At 70.6% G+C, this 22,900-nt stretch carries 21 protein-coding genes, 1 pseudogene and 1 CRISPR repeat array; of the genes and pseudogenes, 4 read left to right on the top strand and 18 right to left on the bottom strand.

Annotation, left to right across the window (positions count from 1 at the left end; translation table 11 throughout):
* The first annotated feature begins 158 nt into the window (after positions 1-158).
* Positions 159-395: a hypothetical protein gene (locus AB0O09_RS14035; protein WP_363541870.1), complete on the top strand. Its 237-nt coding sequence runs from the start codon at positions 159-161 to the stop codon at positions 393-395.
* A 138-nt stretch (positions 396-533) separates the two neighbouring features.
* Here AB0O09_RS14035 and AB0O09_RS14030 read toward each other — a convergent pair.
* Positions 534-1,043, bottom strand: a pseudogene (locus AB0O09_RS14030) (relaxase domain-containing protein); the annotation flags it as partial.
* Between the two features lie 140 nt (positions 1,044-1,183).
* Here AB0O09_RS14030 and AB0O09_RS14025 point away from each other — a divergent pair.
* Entirely contained in the window at positions 1,184-1,729 is a 546-nt protein-coding gene (locus tag AB0O09_RS14025) for a hypothetical protein (protein ID WP_363541869.1), read from the top strand.
* A 601-nt stretch (positions 1,730-2,330) separates the two neighbouring features.
* On the opposite strand, the gene AB0O09_RS14020 is transcribed toward AB0O09_RS14025, so the two are convergent.
* The 8 genes from AB0O09_RS14020 to AB0O09_RS13985 form a co-directional block, all read right to left on the bottom strand.
* Complete coding sequence (locus AB0O09_RS14020; RefSeq protein WP_363541867.1) at positions 2,331-2,981, bottom strand: hypothetical protein; 651 nt, start codon at positions 2,979-2,981, stop codon at positions 2,331-2,333.
* Between the two features lie 423 nt (positions 2,982-3,404).
* Entirely contained in the window at positions 3,405-3,731 is a 327-nt protein-coding gene (locus AB0O09_RS14015; protein WP_363541865.1) for a hypothetical protein, read from the bottom strand.
* Positions 3,728-3,904 (bottom strand): hypothetical protein, encoded by a 177-nt coding sequence (locus AB0O09_RS14010; protein ID WP_363541863.1) that lies wholly within the window; start codon positions 3,902-3,904, stop codon positions 3,728-3,730. Before AB0O09_RS14010 ends, AB0O09_RS14015 begins: the two co-directional genes overlap by 4 nt.
* Positions 3,905-4,200: 296 nt before the next feature.
* A complete protein-coding gene (locus AB0O09_RS14005) occupies positions 4,201-4,605 on the bottom strand; it encodes a DUF6009 family protein (RefSeq protein ID WP_363541861.1) in 405 nt (134 codons plus the stop codon).
* A complete protein-coding gene (locus tag AB0O09_RS14000) occupies positions 4,602-5,999 on the bottom strand; it encodes a phage/plasmid primase, P4 family (protein WP_363541860.1) in 1,398 nt (465 codons plus the stop codon). The genes AB0O09_RS14005 and AB0O09_RS14000 overlap by 4 nt, the downstream gene beginning before the upstream one ends.
* Before the next feature lie 188 nt (positions 6,000-6,187).
* The gene (locus tag AB0O09_RS13995) at positions 6,188-7,219 is read right to left on the bottom strand and encodes a bifunctional DNA primase/polymerase (protein ID WP_363541974.1); all 1,032 of its coding nucleotides are present in this window, start codon (positions 7,217-7,219) and stop codon (positions 6,188-6,190) included.
* Between the two features lie 970 nt (positions 7,220-8,189).
* Positions 8,190-8,936, bottom strand: coding sequence for a hypothetical protein (locus AB0O09_RS13990; protein WP_363541858.1), 747 nt, complete (start codon positions 8,934-8,936; stop codon positions 8,190-8,192).
* Positions 8,933-9,514, bottom strand: coding sequence for an RNA polymerase sigma factor (locus AB0O09_RS13985; protein ID WP_363541856.1), 582 nt, complete (start codon positions 9,512-9,514; stop codon positions 8,933-8,935). The genes AB0O09_RS13990 and AB0O09_RS13985 overlap by 4 nt, the downstream gene beginning before the upstream one ends.
* 750 nt (positions 9,515-10,264) lie before the next feature.
* Here AB0O09_RS13985 and AB0O09_RS13980 point away from each other — a divergent pair.
* Positions 10,265-10,996 (top strand): hypothetical protein, encoded by a 732-nt coding sequence (locus tag AB0O09_RS13980; protein ID WP_363541854.1) that lies wholly within the window; start codon positions 10,265-10,267, stop codon positions 10,994-10,996.
* A gap of 230 nt (positions 10,997-11,226) precedes the next feature.
* On the opposite strand, the gene AB0O09_RS13975 is transcribed toward AB0O09_RS13980, so the two are convergent.
* Positions 11,227-11,619, bottom strand: a complete 393-nt coding sequence (locus AB0O09_RS13975) for a hypothetical protein (protein WP_363541852.1) — start codon at positions 11,617-11,619, stop codon at positions 11,227-11,229.
* A complete protein-coding gene (locus AB0O09_RS13970; protein ID WP_363541850.1) occupies positions 11,616-11,903 on the bottom strand; it encodes a hypothetical protein in 288 nt (95 codons plus the stop codon). The genes AB0O09_RS13975 and AB0O09_RS13970 overlap by 4 nt, the downstream gene beginning before the upstream one ends.
* A 384-nt stretch (positions 11,904-12,287) precedes the next feature.
* Here AB0O09_RS13970 and AB0O09_RS13965 point away from each other — a divergent pair, with 384 nt between their 5' ends.
* Complete coding sequence (locus AB0O09_RS13965) at positions 12,288-12,452, top strand: hypothetical protein (protein ID WP_363541848.1); 165 nt, start codon at positions 12,288-12,290, stop codon at positions 12,450-12,452.
* 342 nt (positions 12,453-12,794) lie between these two features.
* Here AB0O09_RS13965 and AB0O09_RS13960 read toward each other — a convergent pair whose 3' ends face one another.
* The 7 genes from AB0O09_RS13960 to cas3 form a co-directional block, all read right to left on the bottom strand.
* Positions 12,795-13,040 (bottom strand): hypothetical protein, encoded by a 246-nt coding sequence (locus AB0O09_RS13960; protein ID WP_363541846.1) that lies wholly within the window; start codon positions 13,038-13,040, stop codon positions 12,795-12,797.
* 157 nt (positions 13,041-13,197) lie between these two features.
* Entirely contained in the window at positions 13,198-13,761 is a 564-nt protein-coding gene (locus AB0O09_RS13955; protein WP_363541844.1) for a Uma2 family endonuclease, read from the bottom strand.
* Positions 13,762-14,031: 270 nt separating this feature from the next.
* Entirely contained in the window at positions 14,032-14,457 is a 426-nt protein-coding gene (locus AB0O09_RS13950) for a DUF6283 family protein (protein WP_363541842.1), read from the bottom strand.
* Positions 14,458-14,833: 376 nt separating this feature from the next.
* Positions 14,834-15,184: a hypothetical protein gene (locus tag AB0O09_RS13945; RefSeq protein ID WP_363541841.1), complete on the bottom strand. Its 351-nt coding sequence runs from the start codon at positions 15,182-15,184 to the stop codon at positions 14,834-14,836.
* 266 nt (positions 15,185-15,450) lie between these two features.
* A complete protein-coding gene (locus tag AB0O09_RS13940) occupies positions 15,451-15,831 on the bottom strand; it encodes a hypothetical protein (protein ID WP_363541973.1) in 381 nt (126 codons plus the stop codon).
* A gap of 235 nt (positions 15,832-16,066) precedes the next feature.
* Positions 16,067-19,258: a CRISPR direct-repeat array (repeat unit 29 nt; unit sequence CGGCTGACCCCCGCTCGCGCGGGGAGGAC).
* Between the two features lie 96 nt (positions 19,259-19,354).
* On the bottom strand, positions 19,355-20,014 hold the full coding sequence (gene cas6e / locus AB0O09_RS13935; RefSeq protein ID WP_363541839.1) for a type I-E CRISPR-associated protein Cas6/Cse3/CasE: 660 nt from the start codon (positions 20,012-20,014) through the stop codon (positions 19,355-19,357).
* A 73-nt stretch (positions 20,015-20,087) separates the two neighbouring features.
* A complete protein-coding gene (gene cas3 / locus AB0O09_RS13930; protein ID WP_363541837.1) occupies positions 20,088-22,886 on the bottom strand; it encodes a CRISPR-associated helicase Cas3' in 2,799 nt (932 codons plus the stop codon).
* Positions 22,887-22,900 lie beyond the last annotated feature (14 nt).

Here is a 22,900-nt window from a genome sequence, read left to right as displayed (position 1 = left end):
CGACGACCGCGCTGCTGGTCGCTGAGCCTGAATCCGCGGCTCGCCTCGACGGTGGACAGCGCGAGTTCGGCGGCGGCCGCCGTGATGCGGGCGGCGCCCTCGCCGAGCCGGGCGGCGGCGGTCTCGGTGATGGCCTGCTCGGCCGCCAGGATCGAGGTGTGGGTGAACCTCGCCGAGTTCGAGAAGTGGTCGGCGCCCTGGTCCGGCAGGCGCACGGCGTGGCCCTCGACCGCGAGGACCCGGTCGGTGAGGTGCTCGGCCTGTTCGGCGCTCGCCAGGCCGCGCGGGCAGGCGTCGATGACCGCCGCGAGGACGGCGGCGCGGGTGACGACCTTGGCGGAGGCGACCAGGCCGCCGTCCTCGCGCCAGATCCACGCGGCGATCCGCTCGGGTGAGGGCGGCTGGGGGCCGTCCGGTCCGGCCGGGCCGGACGGCGCGCCGCCGGGGCCGCTCCAGCCGGGCGTGGCCGCGCGGACCATCGCGGTGACGTCGAGCGGGCGGCCGTCGACCCGGACCTGGCGGGCCCGCTGCAGCCAGTCGGCGCGCTCGCTGACGGCCTGGTCGCTCTTGCGCTCGGCGAGCTGCTGCGCGACGAGCTTCTGCTCGCGGGCGGTCATGCCCTCGGTGACCGCGTCGGCGATCTGCAGGTGCCGGCGGGAGAACGCGGTCCGCAGCTCCTGGGGGATGCCGACGACCTCCCACGCGCCGGTTTCCTTCGAGCGCTCCCAGCGGATCCCGAACCGGGCCGCGGTGAGCTCGCGCAGCCGCGCCTTCACCAGCGCGTCGGCGGCCAGCGCGTGGCGGTGGGCGTCGCGTCCGCCGGCGCCGGGCGCGCGCCACTTCCCGTCGTTGAGGGTGCGGGCCATGTTGGCGAAGGTGATGTGGACGTGCAGGTGCGGATCGCCCGGTCCGGCGCCCACCGGCCGGGCCGAGCGGTGGGTGGTCATCCAGCCGAGCAGGCCGGAGGAGTCGGCCCGCTCGGCGCGCTTCGCCCGGTCGCCGGCTGGAGTAGTGCCGCTGGACCACGGAGTTGCTGTCCGCATGCGTCGAGCCCGACCGCCAGGTCCGAGTCGGCGAAGACCCAGCCGCCAGGCTGGTCTCGGTTCGGCAACCCTGCTGTGCGTCCCGCCGAGAGGTGGAAGCGTGGCGTGTGATCACCCAGCAGAACGCAGGAGGCCTTCGCATGCCCGTACTCATGTCCTCGACCTCGTTGCTTCGTCCGGCCCGCAGCAGCCAACGGGCCGCGCTTTGGGCCACAACGGGTGCCACCGTGGTGCTGTTCACCGCAGGGTGTGGCAGCAGCAGTAACACGGGTGCCGGGTCGGCCGCCGTCGTGTCGGCCACGCCCTCGCCAGCTGCCTCCACTGACGGTCCTGCGATCGGGACGTGGTCGGCCGGAGGGGGTCTGACTCACGTCAAGAACATCCAGGCTGACGCGGTCGCGGTTGGCCAGGCCGCGGCGTCCGGGGACTCCGGTGCCGTGGCACAGGCGTGCCGCACGATGCGGGTCCATGTGGACTCGGCGCAGGAGTACGGCCCGATCCCGGACGCCGAGGCGCAGCAGCACTGGTCGAAGGCGTTGCTGTGGTACGGCCAGAGTGCGCAGCACTGCATTGATGCGGAGGGGCGTGCGGCGGCGATGGCGCGGAGCACGGTGGAGGTGACGCAGGGCACGGTGGAGGTCGAGGCGGTGGCTGCCCGGCTCGGGGAGATTGCCGACGCTGGCTGATCGGTGGCGGCGGGCAGATCGGGCCACCGTCTGCAGTTCACGGAACCGGCTGCCCCAGGTTGCCGTCCAGTGTGGTCTGCACCGCCGCGGATCGTCTCCCTGCTGCCTGGCGTATTCCTCAGGGGCGTGGTCAGCGAATGAAGGTTGCGCAGGTGTGCTGGGCCCGGTCCTGGTTGCCGGGCAGGGGCGTGGCATGATCAGCAGCGGCGGCGTCCGGGGATCTGTCATTGCCTGCCCGGACGCCGTCCTGTGCCGGGGACGGCAGTGGTGGCACAGGGGTAATCCGCACAGCGAGATCCAGGGGTGGGTTTCGCGGCTCGGGCTGCCGTCTGGAAGCGCTTGTGCCCGGCGCTTGTGGGCGCCGGGCACATTCGGGTGTTCTACTGCCCGCTGGTCCAGTAGTCGGGTGGGAAGTCACCCGGCTGGGTGGGGCTGGCGGAGACGGTCTGCAGGTGCCGTTTCCGCCCGAGAATGCCTCTGATCACGCGGCGGCTGCGGGATGCGGGCTTGTGCCACCACTTCCCGGGGTGCTTGAAGGTCGCGCGCGAGTGTTCTCGTCCGATCATTGCCATCCCCTTGCCGACGGGCGGGTGTCGGGCGGTCAGGTGCCGCAGGTGTAGCGGCCCTTCTCCCCGTACAGGGTATCGCCGGCGACGAGCTTGCCGGTTTCCGAGGAGTAGGCCATGCCGTTGCCCCACAGCCTGTAGTCGTAGGTGCCGCCTCCGGTGTTGCAGCCGACGCGGAACGTCGAGTCGTTGACCTGGTTGTTGCTGCTGGGGCCGGTACCGCTGCTGGTCATCGACCGCCAGCCGGTCCAGCTGCTGCGGTCGAATGCGGCGACGGTGTACTGGTCATGGAACGCGCCGGTACAGGTCTGGTGTGTGCCGGCCTCGAGCCTGCCGCCGCTAAGGATCGTCTTACCGACCCACAGGGTGCAGTAGAAGCCGACCGCGGACGGCTGCTCCGGGGTGTTTGCCGTGGGGGTCTTACCCGCGGTGGCGTTGGAGACCAGTGATTTCGGCAGCCAGTACGACGGGTCGGCCGCCTTGGCGTCCGATCCGTCGATGACCGGGCTCTTGAACGTGTCCTTGCCGTCGTAGCCGAAGTAGGAGACCTTCGCGTCGGTGAGGTCGATCTGTGCACCGGCGGCAACGGCCGGGCGCAGGGACGCGGGTTCTGCCGAGGCGCTGGTGGCCATTGGGGCGGCCAGGAGGCCGAGTGCCACGAGGGCCGTGGCGGTCTTCTTGAGCATGAGGTGTCCCCCCTGTTGTTGGCGATGTGCCAAGGACATGCCTAACAACCGAACATGCTCGCGAAATAGTTGGCATGCATGCTATGGCGTGAACATGCCTAGGAGGGGCCGATTCCGGGCTGGGGAAGCGTCAGTTCCGCCCACCGGCGAAGATGTCGGTCGCAGGCTCGTCGGTCGCGGAGCGGCTGGGCTCGACTGGGCACGCTGGTTGGCGGTCCGACTGTCCCGGGTTGCTGATGCTGGACCGCGGTGGCCGGGGCTGTCGGTCACTGGACGGGGTGGCGGGGGCTGGTGCAGGGCTGCTTGGCAGCGGGCCGCGCGGCCGGGGCAGGGTGTTGGAGTGCCGAGCAGGGCGCCTGGTCCGAACATTGCGTCGCCACGGCGGGGGAGCTGGTCATGTCGGAGGACGCTGGCCGGCCCGTGCTACTGGTGGGGGCGGGAGGGGTCCTCGGGGACGATGGCGGCGATCCGCACGGTCGGCGGCCAGGGTGGTGCGGGGGAGTAGGCATGGACCACGTTGATGGCAGGTCGGCCGGTGCCCGGGTCGCCCTCGATGCGGGGGGAGTACAGCTCGATCTGCTGTGTGGCTTCGGTGATCGTGCGGATCAGCCAGCCCAGGCGCGGCTGGTGTTCGAGCTCCCGGCGCAGTCGCTCGATCGGCTGGTCGGCGCCGAGCTCCTTGGCGCGCTGGGCGGCGCGGTCAGTGACTACGGCGACCACCTCGCCGCCGGGGTGGTCCGGGTGACTCACCCGGCGCTCTGCCGGGCCAGCAGGTTCGCGACGGCCTCGTCGATCGCGTCGACGGCGTCCCTGTCAGCTGCGAGCAGTACCCGGCCGCGGTAGACGGCGGCGATTTCGGCGACCGTGACCAGGTCGACCACGGTGCCGACCTCGGCGACCTGGTCGAGCCGGTCGACCGGCACAGCAGCTGGGCGGCGAGTTCTGCGTCGAGGCGTTCGGCGTCGCCGGGGAAGCCGTGGCCGGCCCGCAGTGCGGCTCGTAGCTCTTGCACGGTTTCCATCGGCGGTAGGCCGAGCTGGCTTCCGCTGTGTTCGGTGGGCTGGGCGCTCATCCCCACCTCCCTCTCCGTGTTGGCGCGGCCCTGCGCCGGCCGGTTCCTGTGGTCCTGACGGTAGTCGCTCGCGGTCGGTCTGCGGGACCGTACCGGGCAAGCGGCTGCGGCATCCCGGCGTCGGACTCGAGGGCGGCGCGGGCGGGGTCAGCTCTTGGGGAGAGTTATTCCCAGTTCGACCATGGCGGGGGAAGCGGGTCCGCCTTGGGAGCGCTCGGTCTTGTCGCCCTTGACGGTGGGTGCGACGGTGCGTGGGTCGACTGCCTCGGAGGGGGCGCCGCTGGCGTAGAGGCCGTTGGGCTGCTGGTCTCGGTCGTGGGGGAGGAGCCAGAAGACGCGTCGGCGGAAGGTGCCGGAGGCGCGGGATGCTGGTGCGCCGGGGCCGAGGATGGCGTAGCCGATCATGCGGCCGTCGCGGTGGTAGGGGGGTCGGCCCTTGCGTGAGCTGAGGCGTTCGAGGGATTGGCGGACGTAGTCGAGCCGCTCGGGGTCTTCGAGCCAGCGGATCTCGATCTCGTGTGCGAGGTCTGCGGGGTCGATCAGGGCGCTCACGGCTGCGGCTCCTCGTCGGCCAGGAGGCCGATCCCGGGGTAGTACTTGCGGGAGTTGGACAGGACCATGTCTTTCGGGGATGTCATACCCAGTGTCTCGCGTACTCGTGCAGCGAAGGCTCGGGCGGTCACAGGGTTGGCTCCTTCTTCGCTGCACCAGCGGTTGTAGGCGCCGAAGAGCTGGGCCTGTTCGGCGCGGAGTCCGTCGGCGATTTTGCAGGCTTCGCCGAGGAATCGTCCGACGCTGTCTTCGGTCTCTGCGTAGGCGCTGGTGGCGGTTTGGACCTGCTGGGGGCCGGCGAGGTCCTTCTCGCCGCCGAAGTAGCGGCGTGCGCCGGAGATGAGCCAGGCGAGGATGCCGGGGCCTTCTTCGGAGACGAGGACGCTGGCGAGGTTGTCGATCTTGCGGTCCTCGGCGACGACGCGTTCGAAGGGGATCATGCGCATGCGGCGCCAGAAGGCGGGGCCGCCGGTGCCGACCTCGGGGCGGTGGTTGCCGAGGAGCCAGAGTTTGTGGGTGGGGGTGAAGCTGAAGAAGTCCTGCCGCATGCGGCGGGCTTTGATCTTGTCGCCGCCGGTGAGGAGCTTGACGCGGGCTTCGTCGAAGCGGTCGCCGGGCTTCAGCTCGGAGCACATGATGATGCGCCGGCCGTGGAGTTCGGCGAGATCGGTGGGGTGCCCGTCGAAGGCTTTCGCCATGAGGAAGCCGGGCGGGGCTGCGTCCGCGTAGTCGCCGAGGAGCTGCAGCATCACGTCGAGGAGAACGGACTTGCCGTTCTTGCCGGTGCCGTAGAGGAACGGCATGATCTGCGCGCCGACGTCGCCGGAGATCGAGTAGCCGAGGCACAGGTGCAGGAAGTTGATCATTTCCTGGCCGGCCGTGTCGGTGCCGAAGGTGTCGCCGAGGAAGCGGAACCAGCGTGGGGTCTGCATCGGTTGTGGTGCGACGGTGGTGGAGCGGGAGTGGCTCTGCCGCTTGGGGTCGGGTGGGACGATGAGCCCGGTGCGCAGGTCCACGACGCCGCCGGGGGTGCACAGGGCGTAGGGGTCGGCGTCGAGGGCGGAGGCCTGCAGCACCATGCCGGGGGCGGCCTTGGCCTGCTCGAGCATGGCGTTCATGCCGTTGGTGGACAGGGCGCGGCGGCGGTGCCGTCCGAGTTCGGTGTTGGTGTAGGCGCCGGTCGGGTCGTGGAGGCTGAGCTGTTCGGCCAGGTCTCCGGCGGCCCACAGGACGGTGTCGGTCTCGTCGATCTGCCAGCGGTGGCCGGCCCAGCTGTACCAGCCGAGGCCGGGGACGTAGCGGTAGTCGCCGCCGTAGAGGCGGACGAACAGCTTGGCGTTGCCGCGGTCGCTGAGCGAGTCGGGCAGGAGGCCTCGGGCGGTCGCGGCGGGCATCGGCGCTGGTGTGCTCGGGTGTACGGGGGCTGGGGAAGTGTCGGTCGGCTTCACCATGTCGAGGAGGCTGTCTTGGACTGCGGCGGGCAGTTTCCCTGGCTGTATGGACAGGTGGGCGGCTTGGGCAGCGAGGATCTGCTGCGCGGCTGCCGTGGGGTCGAAGCTCCCTGCCCCGTAGTCAGTGGAGTTCATGCGCGTCCTCGAGAGTGGAGCGGGCGGCGGGCGCCTGCTTCGAGTGCGGTGCGGATGATCGATTCACAGCGCCGGTCCTGCTGGGGGCGGGCTGTTGCTGCGGCTTCACGCAGGAGGCTTTCGGCTTCGTCCGCGCGCAGGCGGCCGGCGGCGACGAGGCCGCCGGCGGTGAACGCGGCGCGGTTGAGTTTCTCGGTGAACCCCATGCCTTCGGCGGCGGCCGCGCAGGCCTCGACCTCGGCAAGGACAGTGTGGAGCGCTCGGGGGAGGTTTGTGGCGCCGCCGGCCGCGGTGACGGCCTGGCGGGCCCGTGGGGGCGGCAGGGGGGCTTCTGCGGGGGAGTGGGGCTCGTCCGCGTGGTGGGTGCGCAGGAGGTCCTGGGCGAGCCAGTTCGGCAGGGGTGCCGGGATCCGGGCGGTGCCGAGGGCGGTGTAGGTGCCGGCGGGGGTGGTGGTGCCGGGCGCGATGATGTAGCCGCCTCGGGCGCGGACGTCGACCTGCCAGGCGAGGGCGCGGTTCTTGCCGGAGCCGGTGGAGGATCGCACGGGCAGGTGGGGGTGGGCGCGGTACCAGATGTGCAGGCCGCCGGAGGGGGTGCGTACCCGGAGGGTCTCGGTGTCGTCGGCGGGGTTCGGTGCGCTGCGGAGGGCGGCGAGCAGGGCGAGGGTGTGGAAGCCGTTGGTCAGGCCGGTGAGGTCGACGTCGTCGCCGATGGGGATGCCGGGCAGGAGCCGGTCGCGGGCGGGGACCGGGGTGGTGTGTGCGTCGACGTCGATGACGACGAGGCCGGCGGGGCCGCAGGCGACGCCGACGCCGAAGCGCGGGTTCTTCGTCCACCAGTGACGGATGAGTGCGGGGTCGGTGGTGGCGGCGAGGAAGCCGTGGCACCAGCGGCCGGTGGTGAGGCAGGGGCAGCCGTCGGCGGTGTGTCCGGGGGAAGAGCAGGTGCCGCAGTTGCCTGCAGGGAGTTTGCTGCCTGGGGCGAGGGGGTGGACCGGCCAGCCCTGGCCGGCACACCAGAGAGCGATGGCCGAGGGGTTGCGGGTGCGGGGGGTGGAGGCGTTGTCGAGGCTCGCCACCACTCGGTTCCTCCCCCACCTGTGCGTTGCTTCCGGGCAGTGTGCTCGGCCCAGTCTTCGGTCGCTGGCACGTTTGTGCAGGTCACCGACTTAGCAGCGACCGAAGCGACTCATTTTCCAATATGGGGCCACACACTAGCGGAGCCAGGGGTGGGCATGATGCCGTTCCTCGGGCAGCAGCGACTGTGCGGGGTGGGGGAGCGACTGAGTCGCTTCAGTAGCTACCCAACCAACCCACGCGTTTCCGCAGGTCAGAGAGCTACAGTAGCCGAATCAGCGACTGAAGCGACTCAAGGTCGGTTATATGAACGCGTACGCGCGCACACGAATGTCGTCATATACCAAAACCTCAGTCGCTTCAGTCGCTACCCAACAGTCACATGCCACCTGACCTGCACAAACACCAGCGACCCAACCACAGCGACCCAAGCGACCGAACACTTCAGTCCGGATGGAGAGACCTCGGTGAGGCAGACAGCGACACGGTTTTCTCATTCGGCCGCTGTCCCGGGCGTGTCGTGCCGTCCGGGACAGCGACTGTGCGGGGTGGGGGAGCGACTGAGTCGCTTCAGTAGCTACCCAACCAACCCACGCGTTTCCGCAGGTCAGAGAGCTACAGTAGCCGAATCAGCGACTGAAGCGACTCAAGGTCGGTTATATGAACGCGTACGCGCGCACACGAATGTCGTCATATACCAAAACCTCAGTCGCTTCAGTCGCTACCCAACAGTCACATGCCACCTGACCTGCACAAACACCAGCGACCCAACCACAGCGACCCAAGCGACCGAACACTTCAGCACCGAGAGCGAGCTGCATCAAGCAGCGCCCGAGCCGGGCACCGATCCGAGATCCCGGTCGCTTCAGTCGCTGCGGGCTCCCCACACCGGGCCAGCGCAGGGAGGACCGGCTCCCGGCCCTACTTCTGCTGGCCGGCCCCGATCGGTGTCCGCCTGCGCGGCGAACGGCCGCGCGACACCCGCCTCTCCGGCATCGGCCCCGGCACTGGAGGAGGCACCGGCGTAGTCAGGAACTCCAGCTCACGCAGAGCATCCCGGGTCGGAGTGTCCAGCTCCGCGGTCAGGGCCCGTGCCGTCGCCGCCGCGTCCTCAAGGCTCAACGCCTCGAGCCCGTCAGGCAGCTGCTCCACCTCCAACTCCTGCGCCTGGTGCTTCCACAGGTCGGCCTCGGCCGCATGCCCGCTGCCAGCATGGTGAACAGCGAGGAGATGCGCGGCGAGCTTGTCCTCGGCTCCGTGCGCGAAACCCCACCAGAACTCGGCTGCCGGCCGGTTGCCCAACCCGTAGAGCAGGCACCCGAACGCGAGAGCGGCCGTCTCGTCGCAGGTCTCGATGAAGCTCGCGAGCGCATCCGGCGAGGCCTCGCTGGCGACGGCGACACACAGGTGCTGCAAGTCCCGGCGCAGCTCTGCGCGACCGGCCGCCCCCGCGGCTTCGGTGACCCCGCGGCGTGCCGGCCTGCCATTGCCGGCCGGCCGGGGGGCCGCCGGGGTCCGTTCGGACCGGGCGGCGGAGCGGGCGGGGGACGGTCGCTCCCCGTCTGCGATGCGCTCGGCGAGACGGCGCGTGAACGCCCACGGATCATGCCCCTCGAACTCCCGCGTGAGGTCGTCGGCTTCGGCTTGGATCAGGTCGTGGATGTTCACGTGAGATGCCCTTCTTGCTGATCGCGTTGTGGGTCGAGCAGGTACTGCAGGTGGTGCCAGCCCAGGCTGTAGTAGGTCTTGGCGGTGCTGGGGGCGATGTCCAAGACCGCCCCGATCTGTGCGTAGTCCATGCGGAGCTGGCGTAGGCGGACTACTTCCGCGTGAATCGGCCGGACCTTGGTGAGCTCACCCATCGCCCACGTCAAGGCCTCGCGCTCTACCAGCCGGTTCAGTTCCTCCTCACTGGTCACCTCGACCTCCTGCCGGGCGAAACGCTCCACCTTCGCGCGCCTGCTGCGCGTGCGCAGCAGGTCGATGACCCGGTCCCGGACGACCTTCCAGGCGAAGGCGCGGACGGCGAGGAGGTCGGGGCAGCGCAGTGCGGTGTGCCATTTGGCGTAGAGGGTGGCGCCGGCGTCCTGTACCGCATCCTCGGCGTCCTGACGGTTGCCGAGGCGGCTCTTGGCGTAGATGAGCCACTTGGTGTGTTCCTCGAGGAAGAAGCCGGTGAAGTCGAGCGGGAGTTCCCCGAGCGGGTCGCTGAGTTCCTGCTCGTTCCCAGAGAAGGGTGTTGTCACTGTGCCTCCTGCGCGCGGGCGTCGCTGCGCAGGCAGGCGACAACGGGGTGGGTGCGGTTGGTGTCCTGCCGGTGGGCGGGCGCTTGGGAGGCTGTGCCGGCCGCGGTGGCCGCGGTGGCGGTGCCAGTTGCCTCGTGGATCGTCCCGTCTGCGGCGGTGTGTGCCGCCGTCTGCCGAGGCCTGTGAGGTTCCTGCTGCACGTGCTCCCCCCTTCTTGGTGCTGTGTTCGCTGCGCACCGGGTGGTGGGCAGCGGAGCATGTGGCTCGATGGGGAACCGTTGGTGGGGGAGTGGGTGTTAACCGGATCGGCCGATCATTTTATGACGCTAAGTGGTCAAACGTTTACATAGTGTTCTGACCTGCAGTTTCAGGTCCCGGCACTAGCCAAAAAGACCTCATGAGTGACGTAGATCACTTATGCGTGCTGCCGCGCTGCTCCTAGAAGGCTTCTGACCAGCCGGAACACGCTAGGGTTCGCCACCCGCGCCACCCTTGTCCGCAAGGAGACCGGCCTGGCACCCGACCTCCGTCCCGACGATCTCAGCCCAACTGCCATCGAAGCCTCCGACTGTCGCAGTTAGCGCGGGGCCCACCTGCAGGCAGCCGTTCGGCCACAGCGCCGGCCGGCGCCCCTCCCTACTGGCCTGAAAGGACCTCAACCCCGTCTGTCACACCGCCCCTTGCCCCGATACTGAACCCGACGGGCCCCGTCTCGTCACGGCGGGCCCGGAGGGGGACGAGGTGGGAGTCGTGTACTGGATCGTGACTGCAGCCCTTGGCTGCGCCGGCTTCATTGGATGGCGGATGTGGAGCTACCCCGGAGGGTGGGACCGCGCCTTCGACAGCACCTATGCCGACGAGCGCCAGGAACTGGCCGACGCCCGACGGGTAGTACGGCAGATCCAGTGGGCGGCACGCCGGGAGATATCGACCGCCCAGGCCAAGGTCCACACACGGAAACTGGCCTACGACCAGCGGGTCCGAGCAGCAAACCGGCGCCTGGAGAGACTCAGAACCCCCGGGTACGGCGAAGCTCTGGCCGAACTCGGAGAGACCAAACTCCACGAGCACGTCCTTGTCTTCGCCGGCGAGACGATCCCCCTGGCCGGCCTGCGTGTCCGCTTCGAGCAGTCGGGCACCAAGTCACACCTCTACCTCGACCTGCCCAACACCGGTGTCCGGCACGAGATGTATCCGCACAAGGACCACCCCGAGGACGACGTCCGAGCCTTCGCCGTCCGGGCACAGAACGCAGCCGTCGACGAGAACGCCTTCCTCGGGCACCAGAAGCACCTGATCGCGGAAGCCGAGGCCGAACTCGCGGCAGCCAAGGCCGACACCGCCCCGCACGAGGAAGCCCGCCAGCACCTCACCCAGGTCACCCAACAGCACCGTAAGAACACAAGGCTCGGCAACGCTCTGGCGGACCTTGACGCCGTCCGCGACCGCTGGCACCAGGAATCAGGGCGCCGGCCCCGCTGACGGCGACTCCCGCCGGTCGGCCTTGCGGCAGAGCAGACCACCACAGGCCGGCGACGTCGGCGCCGAGGCAAGGCGTCGCCGACAGCACCAGTCGCCCTACCACCGTCTCGGGCTCCGCGAGACCTCAGGCACAGCTGCACCGACCCGAAGACCGCACCGGAACGCCAGCGAGTCCCTGCGTGACGGTCGGTGCTGCGGTCAAGCCGACGAGCGGCGTCAGTCCGGCCGCTTCAGCCGAGGAGGCGCGGATCGTCGATGTGCACGGTGATCGTTCCGGGCGGGTAGTGGTGCTCCTGGTCGGTGAGGATCATGTGCATCGTGCCGCGGGAGCCGGTCGGAAGGGCGCAGTAGAGGGCATGGGAAATGTCCTGGGCGCCGATGCCGTCGCGGACCATGGCGGCGACGGTGACGGCGGCCGCGGAGTCGAGAGGCTCAATTTCGACGGCGGGGAGCGCGAGCGCGAAGGTGCCCGCACCCTGGGATTCGACCTCGGCCGACAGGAGACAGAGGGCAGGTACGGACAAGTGGCGGAAGGGCGATGCGGCGGCGTTGTCGGCCAGCCGGACGAGGGCGCGGTGGCCAGCAGCGAGAGCCGTCACCGCCGAGGTGTCCAGGATGATCACGCCGCGGTGCCGCGCTTCAGGTTCTGTACAGACTTCTCCGCCGCGATGGCATAAGCGTTCTCAAGGACGCTAGGCATGGCGTCCAGCTCGCTGTCGTCGATCTTGATGTCTCGGTCGCGCATGAGGCGGCGACTCCGTCGGACACGCTCAGCCAGCTGTTCGGCTGTGTGTTCCTGGTTCGCCAGTGCCGTCACCAGGCCGCCGATGGTCATGCCGCGTTCCTTGGCGAGCGCCGCCAAGTGGTCGCGGGTGGTGTCCGGCACCTTGATCGTCGAGTCACCCATGCCACTACAGTACTCTCGCGGTGGAGAAAAGTAGAGGCGTCTTGAACGGCCGGGCGGAAAGTGGCATCCACCGGCGTCCGATCGTTTGGCCGCCCTCGGGCCCATCGGGGTGGAGCCGGCCTGGTTTCCAGAATCGGACGGTTGCGAACTCTTCGCTGAGGAGGGTCATGTTGCTGACCCGCAGTGGCGTCGGATGGCAGCTCTGACCTGCACTTTCGCGCGAACTTCCCGTCCAGCACGGCACTGTGACGGTGCGTGCATTTGTGCCGTGTCCCGGGGACGGTTGCTGGTGCGCGTAGCCTTGTCCTCGCACCACCACCCCAACCTGGCACCCACTGGGCCGCCCGGCGCGGCGGCCACCCGTCGAGGTTGAGGAGGGGCGCAATGCCGAACACCGAGCAGGGCGAGCAGGACCCGAACATGGAGTCCAGCAAGCCGGCGAGGGAGAAGGCGGAGCGCCGCACGGAGAAGGTCATCCAGAACGTCGAGCGGACGTTGAAGATGGCACTCTTGCTGACGAACCTGCTGCACGCTTTCGGCGTGATCTAAGGGTTCCGGACAGCAGAACGGCCCGGCTGCAACCGGGCCGCGATCCTGCGGTGAACGGGGTCGTCCTCGCTAGTGGCCTGGGAAACCACGAGGGCGGCCCCTCTCTTGTCTGATGCGCTACTGAGTTGCGCTTGAAGCGACGATCCGAACCGAACCAGACATGTGCAACACGGTACACGGGCTGTGCGGAGACTCCTACTTCTTCCTCAGCTACGCGTACGTCCTCGCGGGCGCGTCGGACGGTCCGGAAAGTCCAGCTCTCAGCGCGGATCGTGCGGATGATTCAGAGCAGTGCGAAGGCCTCCGGCGGCGTGTCGAAGACCTTCGGCGTGCAGGCGTGTCTCACGACTTGGTGCTGGCCGTGGAGGTCTTCGGCCCGGGCTTCGCGGGCCCAACGCCGTGATCACGGGCGATCCGGCGGACGTAGGCGGCGGTGAAGGGAGAGAGCTTGACGACGTCGGTGGGTCGCATGCCGGCGCGAAGGGCGTTGACGACTGCGCGGAAGGCCTCGTTCTTCGCCTGGTGATGGGCCATCTCGGTCTGGCGGTAGAGGCGGGTGGCCTCCTCCAGCTCGGATTCGATGCTCATGCGATACACAGTAGCGCAACCGGATTGCGCCTAGGTTTGAATCGCTACTCCGAAGCGCAATATAGAAGCGAAAATAGCCGTGGGAGCCACATGCGCCTGGCCCGCTGTCGACCGCCGGGCCTCTCGGCGGGACCCGGCCATCGACATACTCGTGCCGCTACCGGCGGAGCGCTGCTGGGTCGAGATCGAGGGAGAACGGGTCGGTCAGCGCAGTGGTCTCGCCGGCCTGGACGAGGCGGTCGACATAGGTGCCGCGTTCGAGGTGGCCGAGGTACAGGCGGGGACCGGGTTCGAGCTCGAAGCGCCAGTAGTGCGAGATGCCGGCCGCGGCATACAGCGACGGCTTCATCTTCTGATCGGTGACCCGGGTCGAGGGCGAGGCGATCTCGATGGCGACCAGGACGTCGTGCGCACTCAGGGTGATGCTCGCTTCAGCGGCCGCAGCTGCATCGACGACCACAAGGTCGGGGATCAGCAGCCCGTCGGGAACGATCACGTTGACGGCTTCCAGCACCTCGTACGATGCGTGGCCGGCAGCGAGCGCGGCGTCCAGAAGTGCCCACAACCGAGAGCTGGCGCGCTGATGGGGGACGCCGGGATTCGAGCTCATCAGCAGCGCTCCACCGACGAGCTCGATGCGATGGCGGGGGTCCACGGGCAGGGCCAGGACATCGTCGACGGTCCAGGGCCCACTGTGGTCGGTGACTGCAACGCTCACCATTCCCCTCACCTCCTCCGGTGCCTGCCTCATTGTCCCCATCGGGGGGGAACCGGACGGTACCGGCTCACGGATTCGATTCGGCGGACCGACCAGGAAACCCGGCCAGACGCTGGGCTCATGCGGCGCCGATGACGGACGCCAGCTTTCGGACCGGGCGTGGCGGGGCGGCATCGACGCGCTGCGCCTTGGCGGCTGTGAGGGCGGCGTGGTGGCGGGTTCGCACCTCTTGGTGCTGGGTGTGTCGCTGGCCTTGCTGCCGCCGTCCGCGTCTTAGGACTGGCTGAGGTCCGAACGGACTCGGGTGATTTTGCCGATGACTCGGCGGGCTTCGGCGCCAGGTTCGCTGATACCGGACAGGCCGTGCTCGGCCGCTTCAGCGCCTGAGGAGAACAAGGGCACCGGCGACACGTACTCGGCGATCGCCCGGTACGTGACCGCATCGAGTCGGCCCTGGATCACTGCGATCCGCGGTGCCAGCAGCCCGTCACCGTGGCATCCCGCCCAGCCCGCGCACACCCGTCTTCCCGCACTGCCAGCATCACTCTGGTGGCACTGGAACAACCTCGGCGGCTGCTCCGGAGTCGGAGCGTCGTACCGGACGAGCTTCTCGTACTCCTCCGCTGCCCAGACCCCTGCCGGCACGTCCCGTCGATACGGGCAGCTCTCGCATGGCCGCGGCGCGGGCCCTCCTATCAACGCAGACCTCCTGTACTCGTACGATGCGGCTCCGGACAGGATGCCTGAGATGGCCCTGCCCCACCCGGTCTGACTGCTGACAGCACATCCACCGATTCGTGCGTCGCCTCCCCGGCCAGGGGGATTGCCCGGGTGGGGGAGTGACCTGGCAGATCACGACGAGTTCCAGGCGAGGGACGACGTAGTAGGCGAGGAGGCCGCCGGCGACGTCGAGGTAGCGCATGGGTCCGCCGCTGCCTTGATAGGAGGTGCCGTCGAGGTGGAGTGCTTCCGCGGCGCGGACGGGCTCGGTGGCCCGTTGCTCGACAGCGGTGAGGAAGTTGTGGGGCAGCCGCCGCGGCCTGTTCCTGGTCCGGGAGGTGCTCCCAGCTCCAGGTCACCCGGTCACCGCCGTGTAGGCGGTGCGGTAGAGCTCGGCGACCGTGGCGGCGTGCTCGCGGCACTGGGCGACGGTCGCGGCGTGGTTGGCCAGGTAGTTCGCCCGGTGGTAGGCCTGCGCGGTGGCCGGCTGCCGCTCGATCTCCACCACAGCGGCCCAGTGTGCGACGAAGTTACGGATCGGCTGGACACTCCCGGTCTCGATGGCTTCGGCCATCGCCCAGGTCTGCCCGTCGATCATCTCCGGAAGGCGGTCCGCTGCAACCACTGCCAGCGCGGCCTTGAGCGCGGCCGGTTTCTGTTCAGGCCGGGGGATGAGATCGGCTCCGTCGTGCACAGGCTGACTCATGGCGGCACTCCAATCCTTCAGTGTGAGGGTACTCGGCATCGGGCGAGCAGCCGGGACCATCAGGAAGCACTGTTGCGAGGCACAGCCGGGCTGGTGCGCAGCGGAATGGTGTGGGGCGTCACGCCGCCCCGGTGAGCGGCGTCGTCTTCCGGACGGGGCGCAGCGGACTGGCCCCGGCCCGCTGCGCCCGGGCGGCTGCGAGGGCAGCGTGGTGGCGGGCGAGCTGCTCACGGGCGTGGGCGTGGTCGGCGGTCTCCTGACGGTGGCTATCGGCGGCAGCGGGCTGGGTCCCGTCGGGTTCCCGCAGCCAGCCACGGTGTCCGCGGAACCACTGGTCGCGGTCGGCGGCAGCCTGGCCGAACGCGTTCTGGCAGACGGCTGCGAGGGGGCGCGCATCTGCCGGCGAAGCTGCTGGTAGCTGGGACTGTCGGCGAAGAGTGGTGTCGTCGGTGCAGAGGCCCGGTCAGGCTCCTGCACGGCGGGGACGACATCGTCGGATGCGGGTCTCTGGCTGGCGGCGGCGGGCCGACGCGGATATCGAGGGCACGGACAGCGCCGGGACGGGCGCTGTTGAGCCTGGCTAGGACAGCGCGCTGGTCAAGACGGAGCTTGGTGGCCCAAGCCGGGGAGCCGCAAGTGACCCGCAGCGTACGGGGCCCGTGTTGAAGCTGGCCGGGAACCAGTGGAGAGACGCTTTCAGGCCAACGAGCTTGGCCCAGCCGCTGCGCACTGCACCTTGAGCGGTGCCCAGCGCCCAGCCGCGTGCGCGGCCATGGCGGGCGTGACCGCGGTCAGGGCGGAGGGGCCTCGGGCGTCCCGGACTACCTGCTGGCGGGTAGCGGTGTGCTTTTTCACTGGGCGGTCCCGTTGAGCCAGACGGCGAGGCTGACCTCGCTTGCGCGGGGAGGACACCCTGATCCGCATCACCCACACCGGCACGGACGGCTGACCCCCGCTCGCGCGGGGGGACGACGTCAGCCGCAGCAGCTTCGCCTTCTACACCGGCTGACCCCCGCTCGCGCGGGGACGCACCATGGCCCGCTCCTGAACGCCTCCGCGACGGCTGACCCCCGCTCGCGCGGGGAGGACGCCCACCCGGCGGAGCTCGCATGGCCGGCCACCGGCTGACCCCCGCTCGCGCGGGGAGGATGCGACATCCGGGCATGCAGAGACCCCCGGGGCCGGCTGACCCCCGCTCGCGCGGGGAGGACTTCACGCCATCCTTCGGCAGCAAAGAACCATCCGGCTGACCCCCGCTCGCGCGGGGAGGACGCCCCCAGCTCGGTGAGCGACGCGCTCCGCGGCGGCTGACCCCCGCTCGCGCGGGGAGGACCGCACCGTGCACTGCCGACCGGTGAGCGCATACGGCTGACCCCCGCTCGCGCGGGGAGGACTCGGTCTTGCCGCCAACCGCTCGTACAGCGGCTGACCCCCGCTCGCGCGGGGAGGACGACGCGTTCGCACCCGAGATCACGCCGTACGCCGGCTGACCCCCGCTCGCGCGGGGAGGACGCCGGGCGGCTCGGACGTGGTGCGGGCCGGTTCGGCTGACCCCCGCTCGCGCGGGGAGGACGCCACCCCCTCGTCCGGGTTCCCCATCCCGAACGGCTGACCCCCGCTCGCGCGGGGAGGACACCTCCTCTCAGACGGTTCGGGGGGCCGCGGGCGGCTGACCCCCGCTCGCGCGGGGAGGACGTAGAGCTTGGCGATGGCCGCGGGCACGATGCCGGCTGACCCCCGCTCGCGCGGGGAGGACGCCGACACCGGCGCCGCCATGGACGACGGCTCCGGCTGACCCCCGCTCGCGCGGGGAGGACGCGCGGCCCGCGCGGGTCGTCGGGCGCTTGGACGGCTGACCCCCGCTCGCGCGGGGAGGACGTCCCGACCGAGTCGGTTCGGCCCCCCCGAGTTCGGCTGACCCCCGCTCGCGCGGGGAGGACACACTCGGATGCGTAAGGAAAGCGCGAACGGCCGGCTGACCCCCGCTCGCGCGGGGAGGACGACACCGAGGCGAAAGCCAACTGTCTCGTCGGCGGCTGACCCCCGCTCGCGCGGGGAGGACCGGAGCCGTCCGAGATCGATGACGGCGGGCGGCGGCTGACCCCCGCTCGCGCGGGGAGGACGCCATGAGGCACGTAGCGTCGGCGCCGCAAATCGGCTGACCCCCGCTCGCGCGGGGAGGACCCACCGACCGCGCTGGTGACCCGAACGTAGTTCGGCTGACCCCCGCTCGCGCGGGGAGGACGTCCACTAGAACACCTGGCCCGCGATGTCGTTCGGCTGACCCCCGCTCGCGCGGGGAGGACTCGTCGAGCTTGACCTTGCGGGCGTTGGCGAGCGGCTGACCCCCGCTCGCGCGGGGAGGACACGAGCTGGACACCGACGGATTCACGTCCTGGCGGCTGACCCCCGCTCGCGCGGGGAGGACGCCTACGGCTACCGGATCGCGGGCCGCATGATCGGCTGACCCCCGCTCGCGCGGGGAGGACAGGGCGAGCGCCTCGAACGGGAAGCCGATCTGCGGCTGACCCCCGCTCGCGCGGGGAGGACTGCGACGCGCCGCCGGCCCACGTCTGGCACGCCGGCTGACCCCCGCTCGCGCGGGGAGGACTTCGAACGACGCTTCACCCGACTGGCCGTGCTGGGCTGACCCCCGCTCGCGCGGGGAGGACGCGGACAGGCAGGGCCAGATCATCACCGATGCCGGCTGACCCCCGCTCGCGCGGGGAGGACGGCCGACCCGGACGCGACGAGCGATCCCGCGGCGGCTGACCCCCGCTCGCGCGGGGAGGACCTCGCCGCCACCGACTGGACCGTTGACCAGCACGGCTGACCCCCGCTCGCGCGGGGAGGACATACCGACGGACGACCACGGGTTCCCGGAGAGCGGCTGACCCCCGCTCGCGCGGGGAGGACGCCACGAACGTCCTGGCCAGGTTCGGCAACATCGGCTGACCCCCGCTCGCGCGGGGAGGACACCTGCATGTAAGGCGGGATTGCCCGCTCGATCGGCTGACCCCCGCTCGCGCGGGGAGGACAACGGCACACCGAACCTCGCCGCGAACAACGACGGCTGACCCCCGCTCGCGCGGGGAGGACTCGGCCGTCTCCTCCCAGATGAACGCCACGGCCGGCTGACCCCCGCTCGCGCGGGGAGGACGCCGGCGCCCCGTACGCGGGCAGGCTGTGCCACGGCTGACCCCCGCTCGCACGGGGAGGACGATGTGCTGACCTGCGTAGATGAGATTGATGCCGGCTGACCCCCGCTCGCGCGGGGAGGACGCCGAGCCCGCGCCGGCCCCGTCGATCGCCGACGGCTGACCCCCGCTCGCGCGGGGAGGACGTCCAGCGCACCGGCGTCGAGTTCGAGCTCGGCGGCTGTCCCCCGCTCGCGCGGGGAGGACGTGCCCGGCAGGGTGATGATGCTGCCGACCTCCGGCTGACCCCCGCTCGCGCGGGGAGGACTTCACCAGGTCCCGGCCGCGCCGGGCGACCTCCGGCTGCCCCCGCTCGCGCGGGGAGGACTTGGTGACGGTGGCGGTGCGGCCGTCGGCGGTCGGCTGACCCCCGCTCGCGCGGGGAGGACGCGGCGAGGAACCACCACGCCCTGTCGCCGGTCGGCTGACCCCCGCTCGCGCGGGGAGGACGACGACTGCCTGCGCTACGTCGAGGCGAACGGCGGCTGACCCCCGCTCGCGCGGGGAGGACGACGACTGCCTGCGCTACGTCGAGGCGAACGGCGGCTGACCCCCGCTCGCGCGGGGAGGACCTCCAGGTCGCCGCGACCGGCCTGATCACCGACGGCTGACCCCCGCTTGCGCGGGGAGGACACCCGGAACTCCCAGCCGGCCACAGCGAGCCGCGGCTGACCCCCGCTCGCGCGGGGAGGACGAGTCCAGCGAAGCGACGCCGTTCGCGGCACCCGGCTGACCCCCGCTCGCGCGGGGAGGACCGGACCGGCCTCGTGCACGGGATCAAGGCGGTCGGCTGACCCCCGCTCGCGCGGGGAGAACGAAGGCGGCTCGACTGGCTTGTAGCGGTACACCGGCTGACCCCTGCTCGCGCGGGGAGGACTGCTGCAGGCCGGCGCGGAGGTACGAGGCAGCATCGCCACAGTGGGTGCCGCTGGCTTCCGGCGTGCGGCTGTGTCGGAGCTCCTCCTTGGACCGGTCATGCGGATGCCTTGTGCGGCGCGAGGCTGAGGAGGCCGCAGCCATACGCCTTGCCCTTGCCGATCCCCTCTGCCAGGCGGGTGCGGAGGCGGTCCGGGTCGGCGATGAGGGCGGTGCCCTCGAAGAGGGTACGGGCGTGTTTGACCTGCTGCCGGTCGTCGCGCCGCGTGCCGTGTGCGGCGTCCAGGGGTGTGGAGTGGAGCGTGGTCAGGGTGAGGCCCGCGGCCTCGGCCTGGCGGGTCCACCACTCGTCGGCGGCAAGGCCGGACAGCGGGACGACGGAGCTGAGCCGGTGCATCTCGCGCGTGGTGCGTCCGGGCTTGCGGATGGCGTTCGCGGCGATGCGGTAGCGGACCGGGAGGCCGGGCCGGAAGGCGTCGAGGAACGGGGTGAGGGTACGGGTCTGGGCCTGGCCGTACTGGTCGGGCAGTCGGGTGAGGTCGGGTTCCTGGCTGCTCTGGATGAGGATCTGGTTGCCGTGGGGGCCGGTCTCGGTGCGGAAGAGGACGCCGAGGTGGCGGCGGGGCTCGGCACTGGGGACGCCGTCGGGGAACAACGACATGATCCGGTGGTGCAGGGCTACCGCGCTGGTGCCGTCACGGCGAGCGGCGCGGTGCTGCTGGTCGGGGATGATGCGGCTCAGCCAGAGGGTCGTCATGCGTGCCTTCTCGTTTCCTGGTCGGGGTGATGGCCGGCGGGTGAGTGTCTAGTTGTTCGGGCGCCGCTGGTGGTCAGTTTCGGCGGCGGACGAGGCCGAGGCGCGGGTCGACGTGGAGGAGGTGCCCGGAGGGCGCCTGGTACGGCTGTGGCGTGGGTCCGTGGGCCGGCCCGTGCGGTAGCAGCCGCAGGTCGCGGGCGACGGGTGTGTTGCTCCACTCGTCCGGGGTGTGGGTCATGGGGTCACCGGCGGGCAGGTACTGCGCGGGAGCCTGGATGCTGAGGCGGACCAGTTCGGCCACGGTCTGCGGGGTGAGCCGGTCGTCGCCGTCGTCGGGCATTGGCAGTGGCTTCGTGCACTCGGGGTCGAGATGCAGTGCTGCGTGCTCGTCGGTGTAGACGGGCAGGAGTCGGACGGTGTCGGCGCCCAGACGGGTCGTCAGGTCGTCCTCGTCGCCGTCGTACGTCGTCAGCGGATACAGGTCGGTGATGGCGTGCGGGCCGGGGATGGTGCGGACGTCGGCGGCGGCCTGCTTGGCTGCGTCGCGGGCGGCGCGCTGCCGGTCGTCGTCCTCGGCGAGGGCCTGATCAGCGAGGGTGTTGTAGTCGGCGTAGACGGTGTCGATCGCTTCCGAGACGTCCTCGGGGATCCGGATTCCGTGGGCGGGCAGGCCGGCGAGGTACTCGGCGGTCCGGCGCAGGAGAGCGGCTTCGTAGACCTGCTTGTCTTCGCGGCCCCAGGCCGGGGGTGGGAGCTGCCCGTCGGGGATGATCACGGTGAGAGCGGGGAGCGGCGCCCATGCCGGGCGGGTGCCGCGGCCTTCGAGGTCATGGCGATGGCCGCGGCCGGCGCGTTGGAGGAGCTGGGCGAGCGGGGCGAGGTCGGATACGACGAGGTCGGCGTCGATGTCGAGGCTCTGCTCGGCGACCTGGGTGGAGACCACGATGAGGGGTTCGGCGGGTCGGGGTCCATGCTTTCCCAGGAGTGCCTTCAGCTCGTCGGTGCCTGACTCCCGTTGGTGTTCGGGCATGCGAGCGTGCAGCAGCAGAACGGTCGGTCTGCGGCTACCGGTGTGGGCGTCGAGGAGTTCGACGGTGGCTTGGGCGTCGCCGACGGTGTTGCAGACGACGAGGACGCTTCCGGTGTCGGCCGCAGCGTCGTACAGCGGCGCGAGGAGGGCAAGGAGAGCGGCGGCGCGACCGCCGTGCTGCGCCTTGTTGCGGCTGTGCCGGGCGGTGACGAGGTTGACGGCCAGGTCACGTGCTCGGGTGGTCTTCAGTGCGGGGGAGGGTGTGACCGTGCCGCTGGCGGCGTCCGCGTACAGCCAGCCCGGGTAGGAGGGGGTGATGGTGGTGGGGTCGGTGTGGCCGGCGCCGGCGCGGTAGGCGTCGACCAGGCGGCGGGCGAGGCTGCCGGCGAGGGTTGCGGAGAGCAGGACGACGGGGGCGCCGAGTTGGCCGAGCCATTCGAGGAGCCGGACGGTCAGGGTGTGGCCGTAGGCGTCGTAGGCGTGGGCTTCGTCGATGATGACGGTCTTGCCCGACATGCCGAGCCAGCGCAGGCAGCCGAATCGTGTCGGCAGTGCGGCGATGGCGCCCTGGTCCCAGGTGCCGATGGTGACGCCGGCGAGCCAGCCGCGGTGGCGGCCGCGCAGCCAGTCGTTGGGCCGGGTACGGCCGTGGACACTGGTCAGGACGGTGTCGTCGGCCGGGCTCTCACCTGGAGCGTAGGCGGGGTGAAGCCAGGCCATGGAGTGCTGCAGCGTGGCCTTGACCCGGTTGAGGTCTGCCTGATCCAGGTACTCGGTGACGCGTTCCCACATGGCGTTGGTGGTCGCCATGGTGGGGAGCAGAAGTGCAAGGCCGTGTCTGCCGGACGCGGCCGCCAGGAGCCGTGCCGCGTACAGTGCGGACTCGGTTTTTCCGTCGCCTGTCGGTGCGGTGATCAGTACAAGGCCGCCGTGCCCGCCGCCTGCTCGGATGATGTCCGGCAGCTGGTCGAGGTCGGCCTGCAGCGGATGCGGATTTCTGATCTTCGGGAAGACGTCGCGGAACGCGCGGGCCGGCCGCCACCGCGGCGCCTGCAGTTCTGCGCGCATCAGTTCGTAGGGGGCATGCTTGACGGCCCTTTCCAGATGCGACTTCCAGTCGCTTCGGTCACTGCGACGCCACTGGGCCCAGCGTGCCTTCACCCAGCCGGTGCGGGAGGCCAGCCAGTCCGCGGTGACGATCAGGCCGGTCACTGCGACCGCGACAGCCGCAGGCGCGACCCGCTGCGGCGCGACCGGTGCCCCGGTGAGCGTGTGCAGCAGCTCGACGAGGTCCGCGCGTTCGCGCAGCCAGCCCGGTGCCGTTCCGACCCGGGCATCTCCCCCGGCCACGTCCGTGAGGTGCGCCCGGTCCATCGCCCGCCCGTAGACGCCGTGGTGGCCGCCGAGGATCTGTGCGACCTGGTGCGCGGTCGAGCGGCTCGGCCGGCTGGTGTTGTCGTAGCCGTGGGCGGCGAGCAGGTGCGGGGTGACGAGGTGGGTGACGCGGTCGTGGCCGATCGGGTCCTGGTGCATCCAACCGGTCGCTGCGGCGAAGTCGGGCTCGGCGAGGAACGCCGGCGACGGCCCGCCGGGCAGCGACTGGAAGCATGGGCAGGCCTTGCCGATGTCGTGCAGGCCGGCCCAGAACTGCACCATCGGGCGGGCCTGCGCGATGCTGACACCGAAGCCGTCGGCGATCATTTGGCGCTGGCCGTCCGAGAGGTAGCTGTCCCACAGCTCCCCGGCCATCGCGGCCACGTCCAGCAGGTGCCCGCGCAGCGGGTACGGCCCGGGCAGGCCTTTCGCCTTTCCCCATGTGCCGCCGCAGTCGCTATCGGCCATCGCTTTCCTTCCGA

The organism is Kitasatospora sp. NPDC093679, assembly GCF_040683455.1.
GTDB classification, from domain to species: Bacteria; Actinomycetota; Actinomycetes; order Streptomycetales; family Streptomycetaceae; genus Kitasatospora; species Kitasatospora arboriphila.
This window is presented reverse-complemented; position numbering and strand designations above follow the sequence as displayed.